This window comes from Streptomyces caelestis (assembly GCF_014205255.1).
Classification (GTDB): Bacteria; Actinomycetota; Actinomycetes; order Streptomycetales; family Streptomycetaceae; genus Streptomyces; species Streptomyces caelestis.
This window is the reverse complement of the sequence record NZ_JACHNE010000001.1, coordinates 3,474,378-3,491,125: the sequence shown is the minus strand read 5'-3', so window position 1 is coordinate 3,491,125 and position 16,748 is coordinate 3,474,378. Positions and strand designations below refer to the sequence as shown.

The 16,748-nt window shown below is 69.9% G+C and carries 14 protein-coding genes; 4 read left to right on the top strand and 10 right to left on the bottom strand.

Annotated elements, in window-relative coordinates:
- Position 1: 1 nt before the first annotated feature.
- From HDA41_RS15695 to HDA41_RS15685, 3 genes are all read right to left on the bottom strand, one after another.
- The gene (locus tag HDA41_RS15695; protein ID WP_184984452.1) at positions 2 to 199 is read right to left on the bottom strand and encodes a hypothetical protein; all 198 of its coding nucleotides are present in this window, start codon (positions 197 to 199) and stop codon (positions 2 to 4) included.
- A 121-nt stretch (positions 200 to 320) separates the two neighbouring features.
- Entirely contained in the window at positions 321 to 599 is a 279-nt protein-coding gene (locus HDA41_RS15690) for a hypothetical protein (protein ID WP_230299724.1), read from the bottom strand.
- A gap of 110 nt (positions 600 to 709) precedes the next feature.
- Positions 710 to 2,053 (bottom strand): UDP-glucose dehydrogenase family protein, encoded by a 1,344-nt coding sequence (locus HDA41_RS15685; protein WP_184984450.1) that lies wholly within the window; start codon positions 2,051 to 2,053, stop codon positions 710 to 712.
- 186 nt (positions 2,054 to 2,239) lie between these two features.
- Between HDA41_RS15685 and HDA41_RS15680 the strand changes: the two genes are divergently transcribed.
- Positions 2,240 to 3,397, top strand: a complete 1,158-nt coding sequence (locus tag HDA41_RS15680) for an acyl-CoA dehydrogenase (RefSeq protein WP_268251538.1) — start codon at positions 2,240 to 2,242, stop codon at positions 3,395 to 3,397.
- A gap of 44 nt (positions 3,398 to 3,441) precedes the next feature.
- Here HDA41_RS15680 and HDA41_RS15675 read toward each other — a convergent pair whose 3' ends face one another.
- Positions 3,442 to 4,014, bottom strand: a complete 573-nt coding sequence (locus HDA41_RS15675) for an acyl-CoA thioesterase (RefSeq protein ID WP_184984448.1) — start codon at positions 4,012 to 4,014, stop codon at positions 3,442 to 3,444.
- Positions 4,015 to 4,133: 119 nt separating this feature from the next.
- Here HDA41_RS15675 and HDA41_RS15670 point away from each other — a divergent pair, with 119 nt between their 5' ends.
- The gene (locus HDA41_RS15670; protein WP_184984446.1) at positions 4,134 to 5,432 is read left to right on the top strand and encodes an LCP family protein; all 1,299 of its coding nucleotides are present in this window, start codon (positions 4,134 to 4,136) and stop codon (positions 5,430 to 5,432) included.
- 107 nt (positions 5,433 to 5,539) lie between these two features.
- Entirely contained in the window at positions 5,540 to 5,968 is a 429-nt protein-coding gene (locus HDA41_RS15665; protein ID WP_184984444.1) for a hypothetical protein, read from the top strand.
- Between the two features lie 66 nt (positions 5,969 to 6,034).
- Here the strand turns inward: HDA41_RS15665 and HDA41_RS15660 are convergent, their stop codons facing one another.
- Positions 6,035 to 6,397, bottom strand: coding sequence for a four-helix bundle copper-binding protein (locus HDA41_RS15660; RefSeq protein ID WP_184984442.1), 363 nt, complete (start codon positions 6,395 to 6,397; stop codon positions 6,035 to 6,037).
- A 123-nt stretch (positions 6,398 to 6,520) separates the two neighbouring features.
- Positions 6,521 to 8,005 carry an LCP family protein gene (locus tag HDA41_RS15655; protein WP_184984440.1) on the bottom strand — a complete coding sequence of 495 codons (1,485 nt, stop codon included), beginning with the start codon at positions 8,003 to 8,005 and terminating at the stop codon, positions 6,521 to 6,523.
- A gap of 127 nt (positions 8,006 to 8,132) precedes the next feature.
- Here HDA41_RS15655 and HDA41_RS15650 point away from each other — a divergent pair, with 127 nt between their 5' ends.
- The gene (locus tag HDA41_RS15650; protein WP_184984438.1) at positions 8,133 to 9,170 is read left to right on the top strand and encodes a glycosyltransferase family 2 protein; all 1,038 of its coding nucleotides are present in this window, start codon (positions 8,133 to 8,135) and stop codon (positions 9,168 to 9,170) included.
- Between the two features lie 51 nt (positions 9,171 to 9,221).
- Here HDA41_RS15650 and HDA41_RS15645 read toward each other — a convergent pair whose 3' ends face one another.
- The 4 genes from HDA41_RS15645 to HDA41_RS15630 all read right to left on the bottom strand — a co-directional run bounded on the left by HDA41_RS15645 (position 9,222) and on the right by HDA41_RS15630 (position 16,708).
- A complete protein-coding gene (locus tag HDA41_RS15645; protein WP_184984436.1) occupies positions 9,222 to 10,814 on the bottom strand; it encodes an LCP family protein in 1,593 nt (530 codons plus the stop codon).
- Between the two features lie 91 nt (positions 10,815 to 10,905).
- Complete coding sequence (locus HDA41_RS15640; protein ID WP_184984434.1) at positions 10,906 to 12,678, bottom strand: LCP family protein; 1,773 nt, start codon at positions 12,676 to 12,678, stop codon at positions 10,906 to 10,908.
- Positions 12,679 to 12,905: 227 nt separating this feature from the next.
- The gene (locus HDA41_RS15635) at positions 12,906 to 14,522 is read right to left on the bottom strand and encodes an LCP family protein (protein WP_184984432.1); all 1,617 of its coding nucleotides are present in this window, start codon (positions 14,520 to 14,522) and stop codon (positions 12,906 to 12,908) included.
- A 443-nt stretch (positions 14,523 to 14,965) separates the two neighbouring features.
- Positions 14,966 to 16,708 carry an LCP family protein gene (locus HDA41_RS15630; RefSeq protein ID WP_184984430.1) on the bottom strand — a complete coding sequence of 581 codons (1,743 nt, stop codon included), beginning with the start codon at positions 16,706 to 16,708 and terminating at the stop codon, positions 14,966 to 14,968.
- Positions 16,709 to 16,748 lie beyond the last annotated feature (40 nt).

The following is a 16,748-nucleotide window of genomic DNA, read 5'->3' as shown; positions in this document are numbered from 1 at the left end:
CCTACGCCTCCTCCTCGCGGGGCGCCCGGGCGGTCCGGGGCGCCTGGGGAGCGGACGCCCGGGAGCCGACCAGGAGCAGGCACAGCACCGCGACACCGGCGACGATGCCGGTCAGCACGAGCAGGGGATCGAGGGGGCGGCTGGCGCCGTCGCGCGAGTGGGGCGGGGGAGGGGCGGTGGGCAGGGTGACGGTCGTCATCCCGGTCTCCTTGGAAAGCGGTTCCCGAAGCATGGCCAGGGTGTGGAGAATGGAGCGGGCGCCGCTCCGGCCGGCTGAGCCCCGGCCGGAGCGGCGTCCACCCTGTTTGTCGCGGACCGCGTCAGCAGTTGTTCGTGAGGAAGTCCGTCGTGGGCGTGAGCATCTGCCCGGCCCAGACCGTGTGCGTCGCCACGTAGCTGTCGGGGTTCAGCAGCACGCCGAGCGTGTCGTCGAGCACCGAACCGCCGTCCGAGACAGCGGGCTTGAGGATGCTCTCGACCCACACCGTGTGTGTCTTGATGTACGCGTCGAGCGCCAGTGCGTCCTGCACCTGCTGGCCCGGTGACCGCTCCTGGTGCGCCATGTAGAGGTGCTGGAGGATCGGGAGCACGTTCTGCACGCTGGCGCACTGCTCGTCGCCACCGCCACCGCCACCGCTTCCGCCGCCGGTGCCGCCCGTGGGGGGCCGGGCCGGCGGTGGGCGCGGCCTTCTCAGGTGATCGGCCGAACTCAGGCGGTCGGCCGCCCCATCGCCCGGTACGTCCACCCGGCCTTGCGCCAGCGCTCCGGGTCGAGGGCGTTGCGGCCGTCGAGGATGATCCGGGCCGCCGCGACCTCACCGAGCGCCTCCGCGTCCAGCTCGCGGAACTCCCGCCACTCCGTCAGATGCAGCACGATGTCGGCGCCGCGTACGGCGTCCAGCGCCGAGTCGGCGTAGCCGAGGGTCGGGAAGACGCGGCGGGCGTTGTCCATGCCCTTGGGGTCGTAGACCGTGACCTGGCCGCCCTGGAGGTGGATCTGCCCGGCGACGTTCAGCGCGGGCGAGTCCCGTACGTCGTCCGAGTCCGGCTTGAAGGTCGCGCCGAGCACCGCCACCCGCTTGCCCAGGAACGGCCCGCCGCCCAGCGCCTGCCGGGTCAGCTCCACCATCTGCCCGCGCTGGCGCATGTTGATCGAGTCGATCTCCCGCAGGAACGTCAGCGCCTGGTCGGCACCCAGCTCACCGGCCCGCGCCATGAAGGCCCGGATGTCCTTCGGCAGACAGCCACCGCCGAACCCGATCCCGGCCCGCAGGAACTTCTTCCCGATCCGGTCGTCGTAGCCGATGGCCTCCGCCAGCTTGGCGACGTCACCGCCCGCCGCCTCGCACACCTCGGCCATGGCGTTGATGAACGAGATCTTCGTGGCGAGGAAGGAGTTCGCGGAGGTCTTCACCAGCTCGGCTGTCGGGAAGTCGGTCACCACGAACGGTGAGCCCTCGGCGATCGGCGTGGCATACACCTCCCGCAGGAGCTTCTCGGCCCGCTCGCTGCGCACGCCCACCACGATCCGGTCGGGGTGCAGCGTGTCCTTCACGGCGAAGCCCTCGCGCAGGAACTCCGGGTTCCACGCCAGCTCGGCGTCCTCGCCGGCGGGCGCGTGCGCGGACAGGTAGGCCGCCAGCCGGTCGGCGGTGCCGACGGGCACGGTCGACTTGCCGACGACCAGGGCGGGACCGTGCAGATGCGGTGCGAGCGAGGCGAACGCGGAGTCGACGTAACTCATGTCGGAGGCGTACTCGCCGTGCCGCTGCGGGGTGTTCACGCAGACGAAGTGCACATCGCCGAAGGCGCCGATCTCGGCCCAGTCCCGAGTGAAGCGCAGACGGCCGCTGGATCCCTCGATACCGGTGACATGCCTGCGCAGCAGCTCGTCGAGGCCCGGCTCGTACATCGGGGCCTCGCCGCGCTCCAGCTTCTCGATCTTCTCGGGCACGACGTCGAGGGCGAGCACCTCGAAGCCCAGCTCGGCCATGGCCGCCGCGTGTGTCGCGCCGAGATAACCGGTGCCGATCACGGTGATCTTCAGGGCCATGGGTGCTCCAGGGGTTCTACGGCAGGTGCGCGCCCGAGCATATCCGGGGCATGGGAGCGCGCTTCACAGGGCAACTTTCCCGCTGTCGCCCAGCTCACGTATCCCTCCCGTGGGCGACCCCATAAACTTTTGATTACTTAACGGTAGTTAGCGTCACCGTCGCAGCGTTTTGGAGCGTGAGAGACCTTGGCCGGATCGGCTGACTTCGACCTGTACCGCCCGTCCGAGGAGCACGACATGCTCCGCGACGCCGTCCGCTCGCTGGCCGAGGCGAAGATCGCGCCGTACGCCGCCGTGGTGGACGAGGAGGCCCGCTTCCCGCAGGAGGCGCTCGACGCGCTGGTCGCCAACGACCTGCACGCCGTGCACGTACCCGAGGAGTACGGCGGCTCGGGCGCCGACGCGCTCGCCACCGTCATAGTGATCGAGGAGGTCGCGCGAGTCTGCGCCTCGTCCTCCCTCATACCCGCGGTGAACAAGCTGGGCTCGCTCCCCGTGATCCTCTCCGGCTCCGAGGAGCTGAAGAAGAAGTACATGGCCCCGCTCGCCAAGGGCGACGGCATGTTCTCGTACTGCCTGTCGGAGCCGGACGCCGGCTCCGACGCCGCCGGCATGAAGACGAAGGCCGTCCGCGACGGCGACCACTACGTCCTCAACGGCGTGAAGCGCTGGATCACCAACGCGGGCGAGTCCGAGTTCTACACGGTGATGGCGGTCACGGACCCGGCCAAGCGTTCCAAGGGCATCTCGGCCTTCGTCGTCGAGAAGTCCGACGAGGGCGTCTCCTTCGGCGCCCCGGAGAAGAAGCTCGGCATCAAGGGCTCCCCGACCCGCGAGGTCTACCTCGACAACGTCCGTATCCCCGCCGACCGCATGATCGGCGAGGAGGGCACCGGCTTCGCCACGGCGATGAAGACCCTCGACCACACCCGCATCACCATCGCCGCCCAGGCCCTCGGCATCGCCCAGGGCGCCCTCGACTACGCCAAGGGCTACGTCAAGGAGCGCAAGCAGTTCGGCAAGCCGATCGCCGACTTCCAGGGCATCCAGTTCATGCTCGCCGACATGGCCATGAAGATCTCGGCCGCCCGCGCCCTGACCTATCAGGCCGCAGCCGCCTCCGAGCGCGGCGACGCCGACCTCACCTACCTGGGCGCCGCCGCCAAGTGCTTCGCCTCGGACGCGGCCATGGAGGTCACCACGGACGCGGTCCAGCTCCTCGGCGGCTACGGCTACACCCGCGACTACCCGGTGGAGCGCATGATGCGCGACGCCAAGATCACGCAGATTTATGAAGGCACGAACCAGGTTCAGCGCATCGTGATGGCGCGCAATCTGCCGTAACAGGCTCCTGCCCGAGCGAGTGAGCCTCCCGCACCGCGGGAGGCTCACTCAGTCCTCGAACAGTCCTCGAACCCCTCCGCCGCCCGCTTCTCCCGCAGCTCCATGATCGCCCGGCGGCGGGCCAGGCGGTGGGTACGGCGGATCTGGGCCTCCTGGTAGCGGCGCCTGTCGCGTTCGGTCTCCGGGAGGACCGGGGGGACCCGGCGGGGCTTGCCGTCGGCGTCGACCGCCGCGAAGACGAGGTAGGCGGAGCCGACCTGGGTGGGCGGGGCCGACTCGTTCCAGCGTTCGGCGAGGACCCGCACGCCGACCTCCATGGAAGTACGGCCGGTCCAGTTGACCTGCGCCTTGACGTGGACCAGGTCACCGACGCGGACCGGCTCCAGGAAGGCCATCTCGTCCATGGACGCGGTGACGGCCGGCCCGCCGGAGTGCCGCCCGGCCACGGCCCCCGCCGCGTCGTCGACCAGCTTCATGATGACCCCGCCGTGCACCGTCCCGAGAAGGTTCGTGTCGTTGTGGGTCATGATGTGGCTGAGGGTGGTGCGGGACGCCGAAGTCGGCTTGCCCGGGATATCCGGAGTGCCGGAATCCGCAACTGGGGCCTGGTCTGTCATGGCCCCTACCTTATGCCGAGGCGGTATGAGGGGGTTTTGTGTCAGCTTCGCCACAGCCGTGCTCTGATTTTCCGACGACTCTTGTATGGCGTGCCACGGGGACCTGCACACTGGGGCGCATGAACAATTGGCCCGAGGGATGGTCCGACGACAACCGCGGCAGCCGCTACGGACGCGGAAGCGCGAGCGCACAGCCCGAGAGCGCCCGTGTGATGCGGCAGGTCCGCCGCGGTCCGGCGCCGTCGCCCGGGCAGGGTGCCTACGGTGGTGCGGCGCCGTACACCGGCGGGGTTCCGCAGCAGCCGTCGTACGTCAACGGCGGCTACGCCGAGCCGCCGGGCGGCTACGACAGCGGCTACAACACCGGCCAGGTCTACGGGTCCCCCGGTGGCAGAGGCCCCGGCGGTCCGGGCGACGACATGTACGAGCCGCGCCCCGCGCCGAACTGGCGCCGCCGCATCAAGGTGACGGCCATCACGGTCGCGACGGTGCTGGTCGTGACGAGCGTCGCCACGTACTTCTGGGCAGACTCCAAGCTCAACCGCGACGTCGACCTGTCGAAGGTCATCGACCGGCCGGAGGCGGGCGAGGGCACGAACTACCTGATCGTCGGCTCCGACAGCCGTGAGGGCATGTCGGCCGAGGACAAGAAGAGGCTGCGCACCGGCTCCGCCAAGGGCAAGCGCACGGACTCGATGATGATCCTTCACGTCGGCGACAACGGGCCCACGCTCATCTCCCTGCCTCGCGACTCGAACGTCACGATCCCGCAGTTTCAGGGCTCCGAGTCCGGCAAGACCAGGCCCGCGATGGGCGCCAACAAGCTGAACGCGGCGTACTCGATCGACGGGCCCACGCTGCTGGTGCGCACGGTCGAGTACAACACGGGCCTGCACATCGACCACTACGTCGAGATCGGCTTCGGCGGCTTCGCGAACATCGTGGACGCGGTCGGCGGGGTCGAGATGGACATTCCGCAGGACATCAAGGACACCAAGTCCGGCGCGGACCTCAAGAGGGGTAAGCAGACTCTCAACGGCGAGCAGGCCTTGGCCTTCGTCCGCACCCGCTACGCGCTCGCCGGCTCCGACCTTGACCGTACGAAGAACCAGCAGAAATTCCTCTCGGCCCTGGCCAACCAGGTCGCCACGCCGAGCACGATCCTCAACCCGTTCAAGCTGTACCCGACCATGGGCGCGGGCCTGGACTCCCTCGTGGTCGACAAGGACATGGGCCTGTTCGACCTGGCGTCCATGTTCTGGGCGATGAAGGGCGTCAGCGGCGGCGAGGGCAAGTCCATGAACATGCCGATCGCGGGCAACTCCGCGAACGGCAACCTCCAGTGGGACAACGCCAAGGTGAAGGCGCTGGTGAAGCAGCTGAAGAACGACGAACCCGTGACGGTGAGCAGCGGCTGACGGATGGTGGCTGACACGTCACCGCTCGTTGGCCGAAAATCCTTTACTTCACGTTCATGAACATGCCATGATCGGCCCCCTGCTCGACAGGATCAACAGGGGGGCACATGCGCCTGATCGGATTTTCCCGCCGTCTCGTCGCCAGAGGTCTGGCCGTCTCGCTGACCGCGATGGGCTTGTCGGTCCTCGGCAGCCAGACTGCGTCGGCCGCCTACTGCAGCGAGGACTCGAGCGTGGTGTACAGCGCCTACGGCCACTCGGCCGCGTGGTTCAAGCACGACGGCGACAAGGTCTACGTGAAGGACTCGGTGGCCGACGGCCACTCGGCCGTCGCCGTGGTCTCGGTCCAGTATCCGGACGGCAGCGGTGGGCTCTACGACATCGTCTGGAACCGACAGGGATCCGGCACCACGATCAGCGAGGCATACGGCACCGGCTTGGACGAGTGCACCCAGGTCCACATCTCGGCCTGCGTGGGCAATTACTCCACGAAGAAGTACTGGGACTGCATCGCCGGCCGCCCCGGCATCGCCTAGGAGCACCACTGCTGCAGTACCAAGGGCACCCCACCGGGTGCCCTTGGTGCTGTCAGGACGCGGTCCTCACATCGTGGCGGCCGACATCGAGCGGCACATCTCGGCACAGCGGCGACACGCCTCGGCGCAGCGCATCATCTGGGCGTCGTCCGGCATGGACATACACGCCTCGGCGCACATGTCACAGGCCCGGGCGCACATCGCGCACATCTCGGCCGACAGCGGCGAGCGGCGCATCATCATGTCGGCGCACAGGCGCGTCATCTCGGCGCAGTCCATGACCGCGCGCATGATCTGCATCTGGGCCTGGCCGCCCATCTGCAGGCAGGAGCTCATGGTCTCCTCGCACACGCTGTGGCAGGTCATGCAGGCCTGGACGCACTCCTGCATCTCCTTGCTCAGCGGGGTCACGGTGGCTTGCTGGGTCATGATTCCTCCCGGGTGGGGCGGTGAGGGCCGGGGCCGACCCTCGTGCCCTTCCGTCCTACGCCTGCTGGGTCCCGACCGCCACGGGACGGAAGGAAGGAATCCGCCATGCGTGCGCCGCGGCCCCTACGAGCACGCCACCTCATCGCCCCGCACCACTCCGAACTCGCCCTGCCCAGGGTCCTCGGCCCGTACCTTGCGCACGCGCTCGAAATCCGTACCCGCGATGACCTTCAGGGTCGCGCCCAGGCCCTTGACCGGGCGGAGTTCGCTGCCCGGCAGGGCGGTGGCGAGGGATTTGGCCGAGCGGTCCCAGCGGGGGTCGTGGGCGACGATCGTGCGCTTGACCTCGCGGGCGGCGGCGTTCACCGGGGCCCGGGTCGTACGGAAGCCCGTCGAGGCCAGGGCCGCGTCCACGCGGCGGCCCAGCCCGGGCGTGCGCGTGCCGTTCTCCACCTGCACGCGGATCTGCTGCGGGGCGACCGAGACGATCCGTGCCGCGCCGCGGGGCCCGTGCACCGACAGCGGCTGGTCCTCGCGCAGGGCGTGGAAGAGCCGCTCCGCCTTCACGGGGTCCCACTTCAGCGTCGAGCCGACGCCCTTCACGGCGTATCCCATCCGCCCGATCGGGACGGTCGTGAACTCGGAGGAGGAGGGGGAGAAGTTCCGCATGGCCCGGCCCAGGTCCAGCATCTCGTCCGTGCCGAAGCCCTTGTCGGCCCGGACCGAGCCGAGCACCGCCCGGGTCACGTCCCGGAACTTCATCGGGTTGAGGAGGATCCCCGAGGAGGTGATCCGCTCCACGAGCGCCGCCATGAAGCGCTGCTGGCGTTTCATCCGGCCGAGGTCCGAGGCCCCGTCGATGTGCCGGGCGCGGACGTACTGAAGCGCCTGCCCGCCCGCCAGCGTGTGCCGTCCGGCCGGGAGGTTCAGTCCGGTGTAACTGTCCTTGAGGGGGTCGGCGGTGCAGATCTGTACGCCCCCGACCACGTCCACCGTCCTCATGAAGCTGGTGAAGTCGACCTCCACGTAGTGGTCGATCTTCACCTTCGTCATGCTCTCGACCGTCCGCACGGTCAGCTGCGGCCCGCCCTCGGCGTACGCCGCGTTCAGCTTGACCGGGTGCGCCCCGTGCCGCTTGCCCGTCGTACGGTCGACGTGCGCCGGCAGCACGGCGTACGAGTCGCGTGGCAGGCTCACCACACTCGCCCGCTCCCGGTCCCCCGAGATGTGCACGATCATGATCGTGTCGGTGCAGCGGCAGGGCGCACCGCCCAGCCGGTACTTCCGCCGCTCCTCCTTGCTGATCTTCTCGCGACCGTCGGTGCCGACCAGCAGCACGTTCATGCCGTGGCCCGCCTGCGGCCGGTTCTTCATGTCCTTGAAGGGGTCGACCCGGGCGATGTCCGCGTCGAGGCTGGTCATCACCGCGTGCCCGATACCGGCGGACGCGAGGACCACCACGGACAGGGTGGTGACCATCCGCATGCCCCAGCGCGGCTTCCGGCGCCGTACGGGCGGCGCGTGCCTGCGGGAAGCCCGCCCGGGGGCGGGCTGCGGGCGGCGCTGCGGGGCGGCGGTGGACCGAGGGGACCGCGGCGGCGTGGGCAAGGGGACACCTCCGGACGACGGCCGTACGTGGGATCCGTGAAACCGTAGGCCGATATGATCTGCGGCCCGCGGTAGCGCCCCGGCGGCGCGCAACGGTGTCCCCCGTTCGCGGTAACGTGAGCCCCCTATGAACGCCAATCCCGACGTGCGGCTCCCCGCCGTTTCCGTGATCATGCCCGTCCTCAATGAGGAACGGCATCTGCGGGGAGCAGTCCAAGCGATCCTCGCGCAGGAGTACGCCGGCGAGATGGAGGTCGTGATCGCCCTCGGTCCGTCCGCGGACCGCACGGACGAGATCGCCGCCGAGCTCGTGGCCGAAGACCCGCGTGTGCACACCGTCCCCAACCCCACCGGCCGTACCCCCGCCGCGTTGAACGCCGCGATCAACGCCTCCCGCCACCCGATCGTCGTCCGCGTCGACGGGCACGGCATGCTCTCGCCCGACTACATCGCCACCGCCGTACGGCTCCTGGAGGAGACCGGCGCGCAGAACGTCGGCGGCATCATGCACGCCGAGGGCGAGAACGACTGGGAGCGTGCCGTCGCCGCCGCGATGACCTCGAAGATCGGGGTCGGCAACGCCGCCTTCCACACCGGGGGACAGGCGGGCCCGGCCGAGACCGTCTACCTCGGGGTCTTCCGGCGCGAGGCGCTGGAGCAGCAGGGCGGCTACAACGTGGAGTTCATCCGCGCCCAGGACTGGGAGCTGAACTTCCGTATCCGCGAGGCCGGCGGGCTGATCTGGTTCTCGCCCGAGCTGAAGGTGTCGTACCGGCCGCGGCCGAGCGTGAAGGCGCTCGCCAAGCAGTACAAGGACTACGGCCGCTGGCGGCACGTCGTCGCCCGCTTCCACGAGGGCTCCATCAACCTGCGCTATCTCGCCCCGCCGACCGCCGTGTGCGCGATCGCGGCCGGGATCCTGGTGGGCGCGCTGCTGACGCCGTGGGGCTTCGTGGTGCCCGGCGGTTATCTCGCGGCGATCCTGCTCGGCTCGGTCCTGGCGGGCAAGGGGCTGCCGCTGAAGGCGCGGCTCCAGATCCCCGTGGCGCTGGCCACCATGCACATGTCGTGGGGCTGGGGCTTCCTGACCAGCCCGCGGTCGCTGGCCCGCAAGGTGATAGCGAGCCGGCGTCCGGCGGTCCGGGCGGACGCGGCCACCGGCTGACCCACACCGCACGCGTTCGGGCCCCTCCCCCTCGGGAGGGGCCCGTTTCCGTCACCAGGTGAAGTTCGGGTTCACGTGCATACAGGCCTTGTCGTCCGCGCCGTTGAGCGCCTCGGCCGACTTCGGGGTCTTGTCGTTGCGCTTCGGCGTCTTGTAGTCCGTGCCCTCCCGCCAGTCGGCGCCCACGACGAGCGTGACGCCGGAGACGTCGGTCGACCGCTTCACCGAACCCAGCGGGATCCCGAGGGCCTTGGCGACCCGCTGGGCGTCGCCCTCCAGGTCCGCGCTCGGGTAGCGGACGACGGTCCGCTCCTCGCTCCACGAGCCGTTGGTGTCGGCGACGGCCTGGGCGAAGCCCTGCTCCTTCAGCAGTCCGGTCACCGTGCTCGCGCGCCCGCGTGCCGCGGCCAGGGTGTCGGTCCGGGTGCCGTTGCGGACCTGGACGGGGATCTCGCCGTCGGCCGCGGCCGGGTCGGCGGAGGCCTTCTCCGCCGTCTTCTTCCCGTCCTTGTCCTTGCCGTCCAGCGCGATGTCCTCCCGCACGAGCCGGAACAGCTGCTCGGCGTCCTCGGTCGGCTCCACGCGGGCGCCCACGTACCGGTTGGGCATCGTGGTCATGGTGATGCGCTCCGGCTTCACCTTGCGCAGCTCGTCGCTGAGGTCGTAGAGCTTCTTGACGGTGTCGAGGCCGGGGTCGACCGTCAGCGCCCGGGTGGCCTCCTCGGCCAGTCTGCGGAGCTTGTTCGGGCTGCTCAGGGTGGCGTTCTCGCGGAGCTGGCGGACCATCGCGTTCATGTACATGTGCTGGGCCTTGGCGCGGGCGAGGTCGCTGCCGTCCTCGAAGCCGTAGCGGGTGCGCAGCCACTGCAGGGCCTGCTCCCCCTGGATGTACGAGGTGCCCTTCTCCAGTCTCAGGCCCGAGCCCTTGCCGTCGGAGGTGCGGGAGTGGATGTTGGCGTCGACGCACACCGGGACACCGCCGACGGCGTCGGCCATCGACACCACGCCCGCGAAGTCGACCATGACGAAGTGGTCGATGTGGATGCCGGTGAGCGCCTGCCAGGTGGCGACCGTGCAGCCCGGGCCCCCGTGTCCGAGGCTCTGGTTGGTCATCGTGCGCCCCTGGGTCCCCGGGTACACCTTCCCGTCGTCCGGGTCGGTGCACTTCGGGATCTTCACGAGCGTGTCGCGGGGCATGCTGATGACCGACATGTTGGTGCGGTCGGCGGACAGGTGCAGCAGCATCTGCACGTCCGCCAGCGGCGCGGCGCCGAACGTCTCACGGGCGCCGCCGAGCCTCTGGTTCTCCTTGCTGTCCCGCGCGTCCGAGCCGATGAGCAGGATGTTCAGCGGGGTCTGCCCGGCGGCGTTCGGCGTCGGCGCGGCGACCTTGCTGTCGCCGAGGTTCAGCGCGTCCTTCTTGATGTTGCCGTTGAGATGCCGGTAGTAGAGGTATCCGGCCCCGGCCGTCCCGAGTATGAGGACGGCGAGCACGGCGGCGGACCACCTCAGCAGCCGCCGGGTATGCCGAGGCCGCCCCTCGCCGCCGGGGGTACCGCCCGTCACCGACTTGCTCTCACCCGGGCCCGGTTCCTGGCGGACGCCCTGCCGCGTTTCGTTCTCCCGCACACCGCTCTGCGTCACTTCCCCGGTCCTTCCCGCCCCCGGCGCATGCAACAGGCCCGTCCTGCCCCCTGTTAGACGCACGACGGGCCTGTCAGTTGCCCTCAGCGGGTCAACTCGCGCACTTCACCTTGTCGGCGGTGGACTTCTCCACGTCCGCCGCCTCGACCGGGGCGTTGATCTTCACACCGGCGCCCTTGAAGTCCTTGCCGAGGGTCAGGGTCATGGCGGGCACGCCCTGGGAGTTCGTCACGCTCTCGCCCGGCTTCAGCGCCGACCCGGGCAGGCCCATGATGTCGGCGAGGCGGCGGGCCTGGTCGGCCTGGTCGGGGGCGTACTCCAGCGTGGTCCTCGCCAGTTCGGCGGGCGCGTTCCCGCCGTTCTCGGACTTGGTCACGCCCTCCTCGACCTGGAGGTACTGGAGGGTCTTCTGCGCGGCACCGGAGACGGCACTGCCGTTGAGGACCCGGACCCGGACCTCGGAGGCCGGTGCCTTGGTGCCCTTCAGCCGCGCTGCCTGGGCGTCCTTCTCCTTCTTCTTCTGCTCCTTGACCTCGGTGAACGAGACGTCGTTCTTGATCATGTCGAACACCTGGGGAGCCTTCGTCTGGTCGAGGACGACCGTCGCCTTCACCTGCTCCGCCGGGTTGTCCACCACCGGCACCGTCGCGAAGCTGATGTTCTTCGTCGGCACCTTCTTCAGCTCCAGCGCGACGTCCTTCAGCGTGCCGACGCTGCCGATGGCCTGGTCCACGGTCAGCGCCTCGGTGGCGGCCTCGGCCAGCTTCAGCAGCTTCGAGGGGCTGGTGAGGGTGTCACCGGAGGACATCTTGCGCATGAGCGAGCCCAGGAACTGCTGCTGCACCTTGATCCGGTCCAGGTCACCGCTGTTGCCGAAGCTCTTGCGGGTACGGACGAACGCGAGGGCCTGCTCGCCCTCGACCTTCGACTCGCCCGCGGGCAGGACGAGTTTGGACTCCTTGTCGTTGACCGGCTTCTCCACACAGACGTCGACCCCGTCCACCGCCGTCGTCAGCGTCTTCACCGCGTTGAAGTCGGCCATCATGAAGTGGTCGACCTGGATGCCGGTGTTCTCCTTCACCGTGCGCATCGTGCAGCCCGGGTCCCGGCCGCTCTCCCCGAGGCTCCGGTTGAACCGGACGCCCCGCAGGCCCGGGACGATCTTCTCCGAGCCGTCCTCCAGCTTCGTCGGGCAGTCGGGGATGTTCACGATCAGGTCCCGGGGGATGCTGAGCGCGGTCGCGTTGGAGCGGTCCTTCGCGACGTGCAGCAGGATCGTGGTGTCGGCGTGCCCGGAGCTGCCCTTGTCGCCGTAGCCCTCGTTGCCCTCGCCGGTGCGTTTGTCCGTGCCGATGATGAGGATGCTGAAGTCCTCGTCCTTGCTGAAGTTGCTCGCGCCCGCGCTGCCGACGTCGGTCGTCGTGACGTTGCCCTCCAGGTGCTGGAGGTAGAAGTAGCCGGCCGCGCCGACCCCGACCAGGACGAACGCCATCGTGCCGCCGGTCCACACCAGCGCCTTCTTGGCCTTCTTCGGCGTCCGTCGCACCGGCCGGCGCCCGCCGCGCCGCCCGGGCGGCGGCTCCTCGGGCGCACCGCGCCGCCGGCGCTGGGGCGGAACGTCGGTGCGGGTGGCGCCCGCACGGGAAGTCCCGTGACGGGAAGTCGCGTCCCGGGGAGCCGTCTTACGCGGTCCCGGCGTACGGCCGCCCGCCCCCGTCGGGGGAGTGGATGCGCGGGCCCCGGATACCGGCGACTGCGCTGCGGATGGAGTCAGTCGCAGTTCGTATTCACCGGTGTTCGGATTGAGTACCCACTGGTCTGCGGGGTCGATCTTGTCCCCCCGCCCACGGCGTTGCGCGTCCACGGTTGTCTGTTTCCTCCGTCGGGGCACGCGGCGCCTTCTCCCCCCGGAAGGCGCACGGGTACTTGTCATCACAGAAGCACTGGATCGCTCACACTATCCGCCCAGTTGAACGTCGGTGTGCGCTGAATGACAAATTCGAGGTCCATACATTTGGGCAATCCCGCCCAATTCCATAGAGGGAAGTGGAGAGAAGCCGTCGACCGGTGTGCGCCTTGTCTCCTCGGTCGCTACCAGCGGTAGGGCGCGTACACGTCCATGCACTGCCCGGCGTCCGAGCCGTTGAGGGCGTCCGCGTCGCCGGGCAGGCCCCCGGCCTGCGGAGCCGGCTGCTTCGGATAGGCCGTACCCGTACGCCAGTCGGCGCCCACGACGACCGTGACGCCGGAGACATCGGTCGACCGCCGCACCGAACTCGCGGGCACTCCCAGCGACTTGGCGACACGCTGTGCGTCACCCGCCAGCTCGGCGCTCGGATAGCGCACCACGGTCCGCTCCTCGGACAGCGCGCCCGAGGTGTCCGCGGCGGCCTTCGTGAAGCCCTTCCCCACGAGCAGCCGCGCGATGGCGCCCGCGCGCCCGCTCACCGGACCGAGGGTGGTGGAACGTGTGGCGTTCTGCACCAGGACGCCGATCGCGTCGTCCGCCGCGGCCGGATCCTTGGGCGCCTGGGTTTCCGTCTTCTGCGTGCCCGGCTTCCCGCCCTTGCCGTCGAAGGGAACGTCGTCGCGGATCATGTCCCACACCCGGTCGGCGTCGGCGCCGGCCGGCACCAGGTGGTTGCGGTCCTGCGGGTCCTCGGCCGTGGGCAGCGTCGTCATGGTGACGCGGTCCGTCGGGACCGTCTTCAGCTGCGTCCCCAGGTCGTACAGCTTCTTCACCGTGCCGAGCTCCTCGGACACGTGCAGCGACCTGGTCGCCGCCTCGGCCAGATCGGTCAGCCGGCCGGTGTCGGTGAAGACGTTCTGCGCCTTGAGCGTGCGGATCATCGAGTTCATGTACATGTGCTGCGCCCGGGCCCGCAGCGGGTCGCTGCCCCAGGCGTGCCGGGTGCGCAGCCACTGGAGCGCCTGCTCGCCCTGGACCTTCTTCCGCCCGGCCGTCAGCTTCAGGCCGGAGCCGCCGGGCACACCGGGCAGCGGGTGGTCCCACACGTTCTGCCGCACGCACACCTCGACCCCGCCGATGGCGTCCGCCATCTTCACCACGCCCGCGAAGTCGATCGTCATCCAGTGGTCGATGTAGACCCCGGTGAGGTTCTCCCAGGTCGCCAGCGTGCAGCCCGCTCCGCCACGGGCCAGCGAGGCGTTGATGATCGTGTTGACCGGCGGGTACGTCCGCCCGGTCTTCGGGTCGGTGCACTTCGGTATGTCGACCCGGGTGTCGCGCGGGATGCTCACCACGGCGGCACTCCTGCGGTCCGCGGCCAGGTGGATGAGCATCTGCACGTCGCCCAGCGGCGGATTGCCGCGGTCCTTCCGGGCGCCGCCCAGTTTCACGTTCTCGTCGGAGTTACGGCTGTCGGAGCCGACCAGCAGGATGTTCAGGGGCGTCTGCCCGGCCGCGTTCGGAGCGGACTTGCGCGCCTTGGAGTCGCCGCTGCTGCGCCGGCCCTTCTCGATGTTGCCGTTCAGGTGCGCGTAGTAGAGGTAGCCGGCGCCCGCGGTCGCCAGGATCAGCGCGGAGAGGGACGTCGCCGACCAGCGCAGCACGCGGTGGCCCCGGCCGGGCCGGCGGCCTCCCCGGCCGTCCCCGCCGCCCGGCCCGACGGCTCTGCCCGCGCCCGGCCCGCCCGGGACGGCACCCGGCTTCGTCCCGTCCCCGTACACACTGCTGCTCTGTGCCATCTGCTCTTCCCCACCGTTCCTAAAGACTGAGCGGGAGTGCGTCCTGTCGCCAGGACCGCTGCTCAGCCGCGTGCTCCGAACGGTGTGGGCACGCTGGCCGCCCTTTCCCAAGCTCTCGGCTTCGCTCGAACAGGGAGGCGCCGCCACCGCCCCGCGTCCGGGCAGCACGATTCGTGATGGGATCGCCACCCCCGAGGGGCCGGAGACCACCAACGGCGCCGCCACCTCCCGCGGCCCGCCTACCCCTAGCCCCGCCCGGCATCGGAAATGCTGCCACCGCGCACAACGAGCCCGACTCGCAAAGGTCGCGCGTTCGACATGCGAACCCCCGTTCAGCGAACTCCGAAAACCCGTCAGCGCGCCTCGTCGCCACCACCGGCACTCACCCACTCTCATACGAGGCCTGCCGTACGCCCTGTGAGACGTACGGCAGGCCCGTCAGGTCACTGGGCGCACTCGACCTTGTCCGCCGTGGACTTCTGGACACCCTCCGGCGCCTTCGACGGAGCGGTGAGGGAGGTGCCCGCGCCCTTGAAGTCCTTGCCGAGGGTCAGGGTCATCGCGGGCAGTCCCTGGGCGTTGTCCACGCTCTCGCCCGGCTTCATCGCCGACCCGGGCAGGCCCATGATGTCGGCGAGGCGGCGGGCCTGGTCGGCCTGGTCGGGGGCGTACTCGAGGGTGGTCTTCGCCAGGGCGGCGGGCGCGTTGCCGGCGTTCTCCGACTTGGTCACGCCCTCCTCGACCTGGAGCCAGCTGAGCGTCTCCTGGGCGCTGCCGGCGACGGCACCGCCGTTGAGGATCCGCACCCGGACCTCGGAGGCCGGGGCCTTGCTCCCCTTCAGCCGGGCGGACACCGCGGCGGCCTCCTTCTTCTTCTGCTCCTTGACCGCGGTGAACGAGACGTCGTTCTGGATCATCTCGAAGACCTGCGGGGCCGTCGACTCGTTGAGGACGACCGTGGCCTTCACCTTCTCCGCCGGGTTGTCGATCACCGGCACGGTGGTGAAGGTCAGGTTCTTGGTGTTGAGCTTGCCCAGCTCCAGACCGAGGTCCTTCAGCTTGCCGATGCTGTCCAGCTGCGAGTCGACGGTCAGCGCCTTGGTGCCCGCCTCGGCCAGATCGAGCATCTTGGAGGGGCTGGTGAGCGTGTCGTTGGACTTCAGCTTGCGCATCAGTGCGCTCAGGAACTGCTGCTGCAGCCCGATGCGGCTCAGGTCGCCGCCGAAGCCCACGGCGTGCCGGGTGCGCACGAACGCCAGCGCCTGCTCGCCCTCGATCGTGTGCGTGCCCTTCGACAGCTTCAGATGCGAGTCCGGGTCGTCGATGTCCTTGCCCAGACAGACCTCGACCCCGCCGACCGCGCTGGTCAGCGTCTTGACGGCGTTGAAGTCGGCGACCATGAAGTTGTCCGGCTTGACCCCGGTCAGCTCGGTCACGGTCCGCATGGTGCAGCTGGGGGTACGGCCGTCCTGGCCGAGGCTGGTGTTGAAACGGACCTGCCGCGTGCTCGGGATGATCTTCTGCGAGCCGTCCTCCTGCGTGGTCGGGCAGTCCGGCACGTCGACGATGAGGTCACGCGGGATGCTCAGCGCGGTCGCGTTCGAGCGGTCCTTGGAGACGTGCAGCAGGATCGTGGTGTCGGCGTGCCCGACGCTTCCCGAGTCGCCGTAGCTCTCGTTGCCCTTGCCGGTGCGCTTGTCGGTGCCGATCAGCAGGATGTTGATCGCCTTGTCCTTCTGGAAGCCACCGGTGCTCGCGCCGTCGTCGGAGACGGACGCGATGTTGCCGTTCAGGTGCTCGATGTAGAAGTACGCGGCGCCCGCCCCGGCGACCAGCACGAACGCCATCGCGCCGCCAGTCCACAGCAGGACCTTCTTCCCCTTCGCGGCCTTCTTGGCCGGCCGCCGCCCGCGCCGCCCCGGCAGCGGCTCCTCCGGAGCCCCGCGGCGCCTGCGCGGCGGCGGCACCGCACGGCCGGGCGCCGCGGGGCGCCGCCTGCCGGGCGCCTCCGAACGGCCGCGCGCCGGCCGGTCCGCGTCGGGGGCCGGTGGCCTGCGGGGGCTGGGGACGCCCGACTGCGGTGAGGAAGGGGGCAGTCGCAGTTCGTATTCGCCGGTGTCCGGATTGAGCACCCACTGGTCTGCGGGATCGACATCGTCCGCCCGCCCACGGCCTTGCGCGTCCACGGTTGCCTGTTTCCTCCGTCGGGGCACGCGGCGCCTTCCC

Excerpts from the sequence above, each read along its gene's own strand:
- HDA41_RS15695 (WP_184984452.1), bottom strand. The coding sequence starts at position 199 with ATGACGACCGTCACCCTGCCCACCGCCCCTCCCCCGCCCCACTCGCGC.
- HDA41_RS15685 (WP_184984450.1), bottom strand. The coding sequence starts at position 2,053 with ATGGCCCTGAAGATCACCGTGATCGGCACCGGTTATCTCGGCGCGACA.
- HDA41_RS15675 (WP_184984448.1), bottom strand. The coding sequence starts at position 4,014 with ATGACAGACCAGGCCCCAGTTGCGGATTCCGGCACTCCGGATATCCCG.
- HDA41_RS15670 (WP_184984446.1), top strand. The coding sequence starts at position 4,134 with ATGAACAATTGGCCCGAGGGATGGTCCGACGACAACCGCGGCAGCCGC.
- HDA41_RS15665 (WP_184984444.1), top strand. The coding sequence starts at position 5,540 with ATGCGCCTGATCGGATTTTCCCGCCGTCTCGTCGCCAGAGGTCTGGCC.
- HDA41_RS15660 (WP_184984442.1), bottom strand. The coding sequence starts at position 6,397 with ATGACCCAGCAAGCCACCGTGACCCCGCTGAGCAAGGAGATGCAGGAG.
- HDA41_RS15650 (WP_184984438.1), top strand. The coding sequence starts at position 8,133 with ATGAACGCCAATCCCGACGTGCGGCTCCCCGCCGTTTCCGTGATCATG.
- HDA41_RS15635 (WP_184984432.1), bottom strand. The coding sequence starts at position 14,522 with ATGGCACAGAGCAGCAGTGTGTACGGGGACGGGACGAAGCCGGGTGCC.